Source organism: Odoribacter sp. N15.MGS-14 (genome assembly GCF_000980245.1).
Taxonomy (GTDB): Bacteria; Bacteroidota; Bacteroidia; order Bacteroidales; family Marinifilaceae; genus Odoribacter; species Odoribacter splanchnicus.
Map to the genome: position 1 here is coordinate 1 of NZ_LARE01000025.1, position 13,086 is coordinate 13,086.

The following is a 13,086-nucleotide window of genomic DNA, read 5'->3' on the forward strand; positions in this document are numbered from 1 at the left end:
CTGTATTTCATGTTGGATACTGGTGCTTTCTGAAAGTGTTTCATATTAAATAATCTATTTCAATGAAAATCCCTTTTTCCTTACCTGTCATCGATGATGAGGTAATAGCAGAAATGCATGATACCCTGACTCATACGGGCTGGTTGACGACAGGCCCCAAAGCCCGTGCTTTGGAAGATGAAATCCGTCAGTTCACAGGAGGTGAAGCTGTTTTGTGTGTAAATTCGTGGACCTCCGGGGCGATGCTGATGCTACGGTGGCTGGGAGTAGGTCCTGGTGATGAAGTGATTATCCCCGCTTACACTTACAGTGCAACGGCTTTGTGTGCCATGAATATGGGGGCAAAGGTGGTGATGGTAGACGTAAAAGATGATTTTACCATCGATCCGGAAAAGATAAAAGCTGCGATCAATGAACACACCAAGGTGATATTACCTGTCGATATCGGAGGGTATCCCTGTGATTACGATGCCATCCGGGCAGTAGTGGACGACCCGGAAGTGAAGGCATTGTACCGGCCTGCCTCCGGGAGGCAAAAGCAATTGGGCCGGATAATGCTTTTGGCCGATGCCGCCCATTCCTTAGGGGCTTTTTATAAAGGAAAAGCTTCCGGAACCGTGGCCGATGTTACCGTTTTCTCCCTGCATTCCGTAAAAAATATAACGACAGGGGAAGGCGGTACAATTGTATTGAATTTACCGCAGCCTTTCGGCAATCAGAACGAACTGACTTACCTGAGGGCTTTGGCATTGAACGGACAAAACAAGAGTGCTTTCGAAAAAAATCAGGTGGGTGCGTGGCGGTATGATATCATCGATCAGGGCCTGAAAGTGAATATGCCGGATTTGTGCGCTACTGTCGGGTTGGCCCAGATGCGCCGGTATAAATCCACGTTTCTGCCCGAAAGGAAAGCCATTTTTGAATTTTATGTCCGGGAGTTTTCAAAACGGGATTGGGCTGTTATTCCCCCCTATCATCACCGGGATACGGAGAGTTCTTATCATCTGTTTCTGCTCCGGATCAAGGATTTCGATGAGGCGAAACGGGATGCCATGATTCAATATATCAGTGAAAAGGGTGTCGGGGTGAATGTACATTACATACCGATGGCTATGCTGACTTTGTTCAAGAACCGGGGATATAAAATGGAAGATTATCCGAATACATACCGGTTGTATGCCAATGAAATCAGTCTTCCGGTTTATAATCATTTAACCCGGGAACAGCTGCGTATCATCGTAGATACCGTTGCCGAAGCCTATGAAGCTGTAAAATAACATTTCTTTCCTTCTTTTTATAATCCGAATTTATGTACAAATTTTTGAAGGTTGTCTTTGACGTACTGCTGGCACTTATTGCCTTGGTGTGCGTGTCGTGGCTGTTATTGCCCTGTATGCTGATTTTGTGGTGTACGGGAGAACATAAGGTATGGTATCTGCAAAAAAGGGTTGGGTACAGGAACCGGATGTTTTCTATTTTTAAGTTCGCCACCATGCTGAAGAACTCCCCCAATATGGGGACAGGCAGCCTGACCACCCGGAATGATCCGCGTGTATTGCCTTTCGGCCGTTTTTTGCGGAAGACGAAGATCAATGAATTGCCGCAGATATTGAATGTACTCAGTGGAACGATGAGTATCGTAGGGCCGCGTCCGCAGATGAAGGTGGATTTCGAACGTTTTCCGGAACATGTACAACGGGTGATTTATAATGTGCGGCCGGGAATCACGGGGCTCGGCTCGATTGTTTTCCGGGATGAGGAGCGGTTGTTGTCGCAACCGGGGATCGATCCTGTCGTGTTTTATACGGAGAAAATCGCTCCGTACAAAGGTGAACTGGAAATCTGGTACCAACAACATGCTTCGTTATGGCTGGATATTAAACTGATCTTCCTGACGGCCTGGGTGATCGTGAAGCCGGAAAGTGAGCTGCCTTTCCGTTGGCTGAAAGGACTGCCGGAGCGGCCGGAGTATTTGAAATAATTTCTTACCTGAATTTGAAATCAAATTAAAATTAAGCAGATGTTGAATGTCAGTCAATTTATAGCCGACCACATAACGGGCCGGCAAAAGAGCATGTTCGCAGCGGACATTGAGGCGAACCGGGATAAGCTTCGCGCGGAAATAGAAGGTAAACGTGTTTTGGTGATCGGCGGTGCCGGGACGATCGGTTCGTCGTATATCCGGGCGGTGCTGCCTTTCCGTCCTTCAAAGCTGGTGGTTGTGGACATCAGTGAGAACGGGCTGGCGGAACTGACGAGGGATCTGCGCTCGACGTACGGGATGTATGTGCCGGAAGAATACCGGACTTATCCGCTCAGTTTTGCCGATCCGGTCTTTGAAAAGATTTTCCGGGCAGAGCAGGGATTCGATATTGTGGCCAATTTTTCAGCCCACAAGCATGTGCGGACCGAGAAGGATAAATATTCCGTTCAGGCGTTGCTGGAGAATAATGTGCTGAAAGCACGGAAATTGTTGGATTTGTTATCTGAATTTCCGCCGCGTCATTTCTTCTGTGTGTCGACGGATAAGGCGGCCAATCCTGTAAATATCATGGGAGCCAGCAAGAAGATCATGGAGGAAATGATCATGGCCTATTCTTCGCGGTTCAAAATATCGACGGCCCGTTTTGCCAATGTGGCTTTTTCGAACGGAAGTCTGCTGGCCGGATTTATCGGCCGGCTGATGAAGCGTCAGCCGCTGAGTTCGCCGAACGATGTGAAACGCTATTTCGTTTCTCCTGACGAGAGTGGACAGATCTGTATGCTGGCCTGCATTCTGGGGCAAAACCGGGAGATCTTTTTCCCGAAACTGGGAGCAGAGCAGATGATGACCTTCTCCTCTATCGCCGACCGGTTCCTGCATAGTCTGGGATATGAGGTGAAGCAGTGTGCCTCGGAGGAGGAAGCCCGGCGGTTTGCCGCGGAGATGCCGGTGGATAGTAAAGTATATCCGGTGTATTATTTCACCTCGGATACGACAGGAGAAAAAGGGTTTGAGGAATTTTACGTGAAGGGGGAAAAAATTAATCCGGAACGCTTCGGATCGTTGGGAGTGATTGAAGACCTGAAGGCCCGACGGATGGAAGAACTGGATACTTTTCTGGAAAGATTGCAGGCGGTATTGAACGACCAGAAAACAGAAAAAGAAGATATTGTCGGAACGATGAAAGCATTTATCCCCAATTTTGAACATATGGAAAAAGGGAAAAACCTGGATCAGAAGATGTAATATTTTTTGATGGGAATTACTCCATAATTGTTTAGAGAAACCTGGAAATTACTTAACGATTAAAACATTCATCTATGTCCGACATTAAATTCATCGAAGGAGGTATTTTTACCGATTACCGGGGGCAGATTTCTCATGTGAATAACCTCGACATGCAAGAAATCAAGCGTTTTTATATTATTCATCAAAAGGATACCTCTATCATCCGGGCCTGGCATGCCCATCAGCACGAAAAGAAATGGTTTTATACTGTCAGGGGATCGTTTACTACTGCTTTTGTAAAAATCGACAACTGGGAAAATCCGTCCCCCAAGCTGGAACCGGAAATTTTTCAATTAACGGCAGCAGAAAGTAAGATATTACTGATTCCGGAAGGTTATGCCAACGGAATCAAAGCTAACGAACCGGATTCGATACTGCTCGTGTATTCGGATAAAATACTGTCGGATGCGGTACATGACAGCTGGAGATATGACAAGGATATGTGGATGGATTGGAATTTATGGTAGACTTATTCCGGTAGTTGGTCGTGTCCGGTGCCCCGGTCGCTTCTGTCGGTCATCTAGCTTTTTCTTTCACTGACCGGCGGAACTCCTCACTGCACAAAAAACTTTACGTTACGTTTCCGTCAGACACCACCGGTCGGGCATTCAGAAAAAGCAAGACAACACTCGACAGAGCTCCTATGGTCCCCGAACACGATCACCTTCGATTCCCGTTATCACTGCATGGCAAACTAACCTCGATCTGGAAAACAGGAACACCATAAAACAGAGGTCTTCTGATTCCTTACCTTAGGAATCAATTTAGAAATCAGTATTTTTCTTCCCCTTCCTTTGGCCCGTAGTGCTGACGGTATAAAAACCGAAACAGAAAGAAAAAAACTAAACCTACAGTTCAGGAGATTTTTTTCATTCGTTTAATCGGGATGGTATGCGCCTGCTTTTTTGAAGATACGATCTGAGAAAAGATAGGTTGAATCAGCACAAAACCACAACCGACGAATAATCCCAGTAATAAAGAAGCCAACACAATCACTGCACGCTGTGGTTTAGAAGGAACGGTCGGTTCTACGACAGGTTCGATTACCGTCAGTACCGGCATATCTTCTTTCACCTGGATTTTTGCCTTCTCCCGTTGCTTTACAATATCGGAATAAAGTCCGAAAAACAACTCGTAATCGTTGGTCAGTATTTTCTCTTCCGTTTCTAATTGCACGGATGTCCGGTCCGGATGTTTTTCGCGGAATTGTACTAAAGCCTGTTGCTTTTTCTCCAGTTCGTTTTTCACCTCCGTATAACGTTCCTCTACAAAATCGAGAGCAGCCTGAGCTTTGGCGATACGAAACCGCGCAATGTATGTCTGCAGCATAGCCTGTGCCCGATTCGTCAGATAAGCCGAAAGTTTCGGATCGGGCAGATCCAGAGTAATTTTCAGATTACCGTCTTTGTTATTTACTTTTACAGAAAAAGCATCTTTTAAATAAGCCAGACATTTACTTTCTTCTTCTGTCAGCTGTTCCACCTGTGAAGGATCGGCTACCAAAGCCAAACGTTCCGGACCGGGCACCAGATAGTTATAGAAAGTAACCGTATCTCCTCTCTCATCGATGTATAAAGGAGAATAGATCAACTCTTTCTGAAAAGGCACGCTGAAAAAAATATCCGGATACATAGCCGGCGAAACAATACGCGTATTCCGCATATCTCCCATCGGCATACTCTGAAAAGGCGACATTCCTTCGACACTGATCCGCGTTGTCCGGTCTTCCATTTCCAAACCCAGGGTACATTGAGCGGTATATTTCCTTGGTAAAAAGAAAGCTAAAACCAAACCACCCACCAGAAAAAACAAGGCAATATACATTATTGTCCTTTTGCGATGCCACAGCTTCGCCATGACTTCGATTAAATCGATTTCTTCATTTTCCATCGTTATATTTACTTAGTCGTTCAATCCTTTAAGTTTTCCCGCTTTAAAGGATACCACAAAAGTATAAAAATATTCGGACCTCCCGCACAATAAAGAAAAAAGCTATCGAAATTTATTATTCGATAGCTTTTTTTATAAAGTCTTATGGAAAATTATTCTTTTTCTTCAGGCAACCATCCTTTTAAACGCTTACAACCGGAAACCTGAGCCAGGAAAGGTAAAGTCAATACCAAACCGATACCGATAAAACCACCTAAAAAAGTAAAGGCGATACAAATCAGTCCTCTTTTGGGTTTTGAACGTTCGGTCGGTATAGTTACCGGTTCTACAACGGTAAATACCGGAGTCGTTTCTTTTACCTGAATATTGGCTTGCTCGCGTTGTTTGGCCAGTTCACTGTATACGCCGAATAGTAGTGTATATTCGTTATTCAAACGCTCCTGGGTAGTTTTAGCTACATTGGAAACCAGATTACGATTGGCATCGTTAAAAATAGCCAGCTCTTCCTGTTTCTTTTCATATTCTTTTTTAGCCTCTTCATAGCGACCTTCCACAAACTCCAGATTCGCCTTCACCTTCTGAATTTTAAAGTCGGTTACATAACGCTGCAATAATTCCTGTACTTTGGCAGCCAATTGAGCTGCAGCCAAAGGTTCAGGCATATCGACAGACAAAGTAATATACCCGTCTTTATCGTTGAGGTTCATATTGATCTTATCTTTCAAGGTCTTGATACATTCTGCCTCGTCTTTAGACAGGGATTCCAAAGTAGCAACAGCCCCTTCTCCATATTGAGGTTCCGGTTCTTCCCCACGAATAGCCCCGATAATCACTCCGGGCAAACCGATCGTATATTTCAGTATTGTTCCCCCTAAAGAAAATTGGGCATATTCATCGGCAGTATAGTAATCCAGCAATTTCACCGGCTGATCGTATTCCTCAAATTTGATCGCTGTCTGCATAATTTCCTTTTGGAAAGGTACACTAGCCAATATTTTAGGATAAATCTTCGGCGACAACACATCTCCGGAACCTAAAGATCCGATGTTTATACCCGCTATAGCAGCTAAGCCACTCAAACTTCCTCCAGTCGTTTTTTCACCTGTCTGGGGAACAATCGTACAGGAAGCGGTAAAAACTTTAGCACTGAACAAAGCGACCAATATTCCGAGACATGCACAAACGACAGTCACCTTGAGGATAAATTTCCGCTTTGCCCATAATTTCTTTACAACCTCGATCAGGTCTATTTCATTTTCCGGTTGAACCGGTTGATTACTCGTCGAATCTGTAGCCATTACTTCGTGCTATTAATAATTGATGTAACTAATGCAGCCATAGACGTGGTAGAGGAAGCGATACTCATGATTTCGGCCAAACCGACACCTTTTCTAGGCGGTTTTACCGGTACAATGATTTCACAACCGGGAGCAGCCTTGGCCTTAGAGAAAGTCTTGGATTTCTGTACCGTACCGTTCATATACACGATAAACACCCTGCGTTTCTTCGCCCGTGAAGCGAATCCTCCGCCCTGTTCTATATAATAATTCAACTTCGCATTCTTTTTGTATACGACAGTATTCGGATACATCACCGCCCCACTGATCTTCACCGTTCCTGTATACTGAGGGACAACGAGCTGGTCCCCTTCCCGTAATACGACATCATAATCCGACCCGGGATTTTCGATCGCTTTCTTCAGCTCGATACCGACATAATAGGTATTACCGATATCCAGACGGTTAATGTCGATCGAATCTTTATCCGTTTGTTTGGAAAGTTTCAATACAGATTCCACCCGAGCCTTTTCATCCGGTGTCATCTGTCTGAGCAAACGGGCCCCTTTTGCATATGCCTCCGGCATCAGTCCACCTGCTCTTTTCACTAAATCCGAAAGCCGTTCCCCTTTCTGGGATAAGACATAATTTCCTTCAAACAATACCTCGCCGGTAACTGTTACATTTTGCTGTACCTGATATCCCGGAGAGTTACGGACAAATACTTCATCATAGGGTTCCAAAGTAAAGTCCGGTTTACCATCCACAATCAATCCATCCTTTAAAGTGAAAGTAAAGTTTTCAGCCAATTTAGTCGCTCCGGTCAAGCTCTTCGGATTTTTAATCCGGCGAGCCACATCGACTTTCACTGTCGAAGCGGACTCCAATAAACCGCCGGCCTGAATGATCAGGTCTTCAATTGTGGCATTATCGGCATATTTGTATATGCCCGGTACCCTTACAGCCCCTTTTACGGACAATGTATATTCTTCCTGCAAATCGAATATCGAAGGAATATACAATTCATCGTTTTTTTGCAAAGGCAGATTGGCAGCCGAACCACTCAATATCCCGGTTACATTGAGAGCGACCACTTCCTGAGTTAAATCGGGTTTCTGGCGGAATAATACAGCCCGGTTAACAAAGGCGTCTTCAGTAATTCCCTCTGCTTTTTCAATCAATTCCTTCACTGTAGTTACTTTTCCTAAATCGTATAATCCGGGCCGGTACACAGCTCCCCGAATCTGAACCCGATTTTCAAAACGATTCAACATCGGATCTACAGAAATAGAATCCCCATCTACCAAAGGAAAATTTTTAAACTCTCCTTCTTCGACATTATATACCTGATATTCCCGTCCACTTTTTCGAATTACCCGAACAGCATTTTTATAAGCATCTCCCTTAAAACCTCCGGCATACTCCAACAAATCGCCGACTGTCTCCGTATCTTTCATCTCATAGATCATCGGACGCTTTACCTTTCCTGTCAGGGAAACCAAATTGGCATAAGGTGCAACGAGCACCACATCCCCGTCATTCAGGCTGATGTCCAGATCGCTTCTCCCTTTTAAAAGATAATCGTATACATCTACATCGGCGACAACTTTTCCTTTGCGATTTACCGTAATATTCCGCATGGAACCGATTTCACCGACTCCTCCGGCATTATATAAAGCATGAAACAAAGTAGCCAAAGAGGGTAAGGTATAGGTACCCGGCATCGCCACTTCCCCCATCACATTCACCCGGATACTCCGCACGTTTCCTAAGGACACTTTTATAAAAGTATCCGGCTGATCACTATTTAATGAAGCATATACCTGGGACAATGCATTCTTTACCCGTTGATAAGCTTCTTCTATTTTCAAGCCATTCAGATAAATCGGTCCGATCTCTTCGATCGTGATATTTCCATCCGGTGCAATATATTGCCGAATAGTCTTTACCGACCCCCCCCAAATATCCACAATAATCTCATCTCCGGGACCAAGCACATAATTTTCCGGCGTAGCTATATTGAGGTTAGGTTCGAAAGTCAATTGTTTGTTATTAAAAATATCCCGTCCGAAAATCCTTATTTCAGGCACTGAATCTTTTGAGAAAAGAAGCTCTTTATCTTCCTCCAGATTCAAAGAATCCAATATATTGACTGCAGGAGGATTTTCTTGCCTCAACCGGCTCATTCCGTTCCCCGTTTGTTCTCCGGCCGTACTTTTTTTACCGGTATAGTTATTTTTTATACGAATCAATTGTTCCTGGGTAACTCCTTTTTGTCCCAGCATCATAATGATTTGTTGTTGAGTTTTTCCCTGATTCTGAGCCTCTTTAACCATGGCTACAACCTGATCGTCCGACATCTGAGCAAATGCAACAGATATAAATTGCACGAACAATATGAGTAAGAATAACTTCTTCACCTTTATTTTATTATTCATTTTTATTCTATGTTATTTCAATGAGTCACAAAAATAAACAAAAAGCCCAAAACATACCCCTTCTTAGAATAATTTTTCACTTTTTCAACACAACTGGCTGCTACCGTAATCAAAGCACACCCTAATTTTTCCAAACGTAAAACAATCCGGTATTTATCCCGGATCTGCACCATCTCTCCTTGAAATCCAGCTAATTTACCCCGAACAACTTCTACTAAAGTACCTGCAGGAATATCCTCGTAAGAAATTTCCAACGGTTCGTCGGTCTGGTTTTCGACAAAACGTAAACGTTCGATCTGTTCAGCCGGAATAGCTACCGCTTTTCCCTTTTCTTTCAGGAAAGTAACCACCCCCGGAGTTGTCAGCACAGGAACAAAGGTTTCTTCTTTTATATGTACAAAAATATATCCGGAAATCAAAGGCACCGACACTTTTTTTTTCCGGTCACTCCACACCCTGTATTCAGTCCTTAACGGAAGATAATTTTCAATACCAATCTGATCGAGTCGTTCTTTTACTTTTTTTTCAGCCCTGGCTGCTGTATACACAGCATACCAGGAAAAAACACTCTCCATAAACAATAGCTTAGCACTTAATAAACTTTCAACATAGTCACTTCCTTCGGAGTAAGGAAACGCCATGTTCCCCGCGGCAGATTTTTTTTCGTAATACCGGCAAAATATACCCGGTCGAGCTTTATGATCTGGTAACCGAAATGTTCAAATATACGTCTGACGATACGATTTTTTCCGGAATGAATCTCTATCCCCACTTCAGTACAATCCGGAGAGGTATAACTGATCTCGTCCGCTTTGATAAATCCGTCTTCCAGCTGGACTCCATTCGCTATAGCCTGAAAATCTTCTTCAGTCAATACACGATCCAGAAAAACATGATATATCTTTTTGTGATCGTATTTCGGATGGGTTAATTTCTTAGCCAGATCGCCGTCATTCGTAAACAACAACACTCCTGTCGTCTGCCGGTCCAGACGCCCTACCGGATAGATTCTTTCTTTACAAGCACCTTCGACCAAGGCCATGACCGTCTTACGCTCCAACGGATCCTCGACGGTTGTCACATAATCTTTCGGTTTATTTAAAACGAGATATACTTTCTTTTCGGGGAAAATCTGAACGTCGTCCACCTCCACCTTGTCTTTCTTCCGTACTTTCAAACCGACGGTCTGAACTACTTCTCCGTTTACCTTCACCCGTCCGGCTACGATCAATTCATCCGCATCCCTACGAGAACATACGCCTCCCATTGAAATGTAGCGATTCAGCCGCAATTCGGCATTTTCATCTTCATTTTTCAGCCGATGAGCCAACAATTTCTTTTTACTATAGTGTTTTTGTCTCAGTTCTTCTTTCTCTCTTCTGGAAATCTTTTTCCGATCGCGGTCAAAAGGACGATTATAATTCGAATGATTGTTTCCGGTGGTCTCCTCACCTCTTGGCCGGAAAATACGTGGTCTGCGTGGATTATCCGTATGAGCATCACGTTTCACCAATACCTTCCGTTCCGAACGTTCGGTCCGGTCCTGCCGGTCGGTTGCCTCTGTACTAGGACGGTAATCCCGGCGGTTACTGAATTTAGCCGGACGTTCTCTGTAAGTATCTTTCTCCCGGTTAAAATTCCGTTCTCTTCTTTCTCCATTGTCCCGTTCAGAAGTCCTTTCAAACCTTCTGGCAGTGTTACGGTTCCCCACAGATCCGGCCGTATGTCTTTCTCCTTGCTCTGCTCCATATCCTCTACGGTTTTCAGACCGTTCGGAACGAAAAGAACGCCGATTTTTATTATAATCTCTTTCCATCCTAAATAATATTAATTCATTGATTTTAATTTTTTTTCCCGCTTACACGTCTCTCTCACTCAGGTATTTCATTCAAACTATTTGGGCGCCGTCCTATACACAAACACTCCGATAATGGCAAACAAAATATTAGGCAACCACACTGCTAATAACGGATTCATATTTCCATTTGTTGCAAAAACTGTTGAAAATTGCATAAATAAGATATAAGAAAAGCTGATCAGCAAGCCTATTCCAAGATGTAGTCCCATTCCGCCCCTGATTTTACGTGACGAGATACTGACACCGATGAAAGTCAATATAAAAGTAGCGAATGCATTGGCAATCATTTTATATTTTTCAATCTGAAATTCGATCACATTCGAACTCCCCCGCATTTTCATCCGGTCGATATAACGATCCAGTTCCGGAAAAGTCAATTGTTCCCGGATTTTCTTCGGATTCTCTGAAAATTCAGAAGGTTGGAAAGCCATGACAGTATCCAGTTTCTGTCCCGTCGTATACGTTTCTTTATCTCCCTCTATTTCCCGGAGTTTCCAGTTATGGATCACCCATTTTTTATTTTCCTTATCCCAGGTAATCCGCGAAGAGGTCAGCTTATTGACCAAGGTATCCCCCCTGAAATTTTCGATGGAGAAATCATATCCCACATTCGAAGCCACCGAATAAGACGACATATAGATATAAGTACCCGGAGCTATCTGACGATGTATATTCTGTTCCTTATTGGCATATCTTTTACCCATATATTGCTTTTCGAATTCAATCCGTTTCTCATTGGCATTGGGGATAATAAAAGCCCCCAGCAAAAACGACAAAATAGCAATAACGGTAGCCGACATCAGGTAGGGGAATAAAAAACGCCTGAAACTGATCCCGGTACTCAAAATAGCGATAATTTCACTGTCATAGGCCATCTTCGAAGTAAAAAAGATTACTGAGATGAAAGTAAACAGCGAAGAGAACACGTTCGCAAAATAGGGAATAAAATTCTTATAATAATCGAACACAATCGCTTTTACCGGAGCTTCGTTTTCCAAAAATTTTTCCAGTTTTTCAGAAAGATCGAAAACGACGACGATACACAGAATCAGGACCAGTGAAAAGAAAAAGGTCCCCAGGAATTTGCGTATAATATATAAATCAAGTTTTTTCATCTAAAGTCTTCTGGTTATTTTCGGAAGCAGCTTTGTCTTCCATTCTACGAAATCTCCTGCCTGAATATGTTTCCGGGCTTCTCTCACCAACCACAAATAAAAAGAGAGATTATGGATGGAACAAATTTGCAACCCTAGTATCTCGTCGGATTTAATCAAATGCCGCAAATAAGCCTTCGAATAATCGGTATCTACATAACTCAATGCAGCAGGATCTATAGAAGAAAAATCCCGGTCCCATTTTTGATTTTTAATATTGATCGTCCCTTCGGTTGTAAAAATCATACCATTACGTCCATTACGGGTAGGCATCACGCAATCGAACATATCTACTCCCCTTTGTATACCTTCGAGTATATTTTCAGGCGTCCCGACTCCCATCAGATAACGTGGTTTATCCTGAGGCAATATACGATTGACGACCTCGATCATGGCATACATTTCTTCAGCAGGTTCTCCGACAGCCAGACCACCGATCGCATAGCCGGCTCTGTTCAGGGATACGGCATGTTCTGCGGCTTTCTCTCTCAAATCCCGGTAAGTACATCCCTGAACGATCGGAAATAAATTTTGCTCGTAACCGTATAGCGGTGCAGTTTCGTCAAAACGCGCGACACACCGTTCCAGCCACCTCTGAGTCAGCCCGAGTGAATGCCTGGCATAATTATAATCACTGGTTCCCGGCGGACATTCGTCAAAAGCCATCACGATATCGGCGCCGATTTGACGCTGGATATCCATGACATTTTCCGGCGTAAAAAGATGTTTAGAACCATCTATGTGTGATCGGAAAGTCACTCCTTCCTCTGTAATCTTCCGTCCGGTACCGGTCAGTGAAAACACCTGAAATCCGCCACTATCGGTCAATATCGGCCGGTCCCAGCCATTAAAACGGTGCAATCCTCCGGCTGCCTGCAGAATTTCGGTTCCCGGTCGTAAATAAAGATGGTAGGTATTCCCCAGAATAATCTCAGCCCGGATATCCTCTTTCAGTTCTCTCATATGCACTGCTTTCACAGATCCCACCGTTCCCACCGGCATAAAGACAGGGGTATGAATCTCCCCGTGTGCTGTGGTCAAAACACCACACCGGGCTTCACTGTTCTTATCTTTCGCTAAAAGAGTATATTGCATATTATTATTCCGAGCTATGTATTTTAGTGCGCAAAGGTAATAATTTCAGGTTAAAGGTAAAAGGTTAAAAGGTAAAAAGTATTCAGACACTTTTAGTTCAGGA

Annotated in this window: 11 protein-coding genes; 4 read left to right on the forward strand and 7 right to left on the reverse strand. The window is 43.7% G+C overall.

Features of this window, described 5'->3' with window-relative positions:
- Nucleotides 1-62: 62 nt before the first annotated feature.
- The 4 genes from WS34_RS07320 to WS34_RS07335 all read left to right on the forward strand — a co-directional run bounded on the left by WS34_RS07320 (nucleotide 63) and on the right by WS34_RS07335 (nucleotide 3,738).
- Nucleotides 63-1,277: a DegT/DnrJ/EryC1/StrS family aminotransferase gene (locus tag WS34_RS07320; protein ID WP_046404011.1), complete on the forward strand. Its 1,215-nt coding sequence runs from the start codon at nucleotides 63-65 to the stop codon at nucleotides 1,275-1,277.
- A gap of 32 nt (nucleotides 1,278-1,309) precedes the next feature.
- Nucleotides 1,310-1,981, forward strand: coding sequence for a sugar transferase (locus tag WS34_RS07325; RefSeq protein WP_013611234.1), 672 nt, complete (start codon nucleotides 1,310-1,312; stop codon nucleotides 1,979-1,981).
- Nucleotides 1,982-2,020: 39 nt separating this feature from the next.
- Nucleotides 2,021-3,229: a UDP-N-acetylglucosamine 4,6-dehydratase gene (locus tag WS34_RS07330; protein WP_046404014.1), complete on the forward strand. Its 1,209-nt coding sequence runs from the start codon at nucleotides 2,021-2,023 to the stop codon at nucleotides 3,227-3,229.
- Nucleotides 3,230-3,303: 74 nt separating this feature from the next.
- Nucleotides 3,304-3,738: a WxcM-like domain-containing protein gene (locus tag WS34_RS07335; protein WP_046404016.1), complete on the forward strand. Its 435-nt coding sequence runs from the start codon at nucleotides 3,304-3,306 to the stop codon at nucleotides 3,736-3,738.
- Nucleotides 3,739-4,126: 388 nt separating this feature from the next.
- Here WS34_RS07335 and WS34_RS07340 read toward each other — a convergent pair whose 3' ends face one another.
- The 7 genes from WS34_RS07340 to tgt form a co-directional block, all read right to left on the reverse strand.
- Complete coding sequence (locus tag WS34_RS07340) at nucleotides 4,127-5,161, reverse strand: Wzz/FepE/Etk N-terminal domain-containing protein (RefSeq protein ID WP_046404017.1); 1,035 nt, start codon at nucleotides 5,159-5,161, stop codon at nucleotides 4,127-4,129.
- Nucleotides 5,162-5,313: 152 nt separating this feature from the next.
- Nucleotides 5,314-6,459 carry a Wzz/FepE/Etk N-terminal domain-containing protein gene (locus tag WS34_RS07345; protein WP_046404018.1) on the reverse strand — a complete coding sequence of 382 codons (1,146 nt, stop codon included), beginning with the start codon at nucleotides 6,457-6,459 and terminating at the stop codon, nucleotides 5,314-5,316.
- Entirely contained in the window at nucleotides 6,459-8,876 is a 2,418-nt protein-coding gene (locus tag WS34_RS07350) for an SLBB domain-containing protein (protein ID WP_286693665.1), read from the reverse strand. The genes WS34_RS07345 and WS34_RS07350 overlap by 1 nt, the downstream gene beginning before the upstream one ends.
- A 17-nt stretch (nucleotides 8,877-8,893) precedes the next feature.
- Entirely contained in the window at nucleotides 8,894-9,451 is a 558-nt protein-coding gene (locus WS34_RS07355) for a UpxY family transcription antiterminator (RefSeq protein ID WP_046404021.1), read from the reverse strand.
- Between the two features lie 17 nt (nucleotides 9,452-9,468).
- The gene (locus WS34_RS07360) at nucleotides 9,469-10,692 is read right to left on the reverse strand and encodes a pseudouridine synthase (RefSeq protein WP_046404023.1); all 1,224 of its coding nucleotides are present in this window, start codon (nucleotides 10,690-10,692) and stop codon (nucleotides 9,469-9,471) included.
- Between the two features lie 77 nt (nucleotides 10,693-10,769).
- Nucleotides 10,770-11,849 carry an LptF/LptG family permease gene (locus WS34_RS07365; RefSeq protein WP_013611279.1) on the reverse strand — a complete coding sequence of 360 codons (1,080 nt, stop codon included), beginning with the start codon at nucleotides 11,847-11,849 and terminating at the stop codon, nucleotides 10,770-10,772.
- Nucleotides 11,850-12,983 carry a tRNA guanosine(34) transglycosylase Tgt gene (gene tgt, locus WS34_RS07370; RefSeq protein WP_046404025.1) on the reverse strand — a complete coding sequence of 378 codons (1,134 nt, stop codon included), beginning with the start codon at nucleotides 12,981-12,983 and terminating at the stop codon, nucleotides 11,850-11,852.
- Nucleotides 12,984-13,086: the final 103 nt, after the last annotated feature.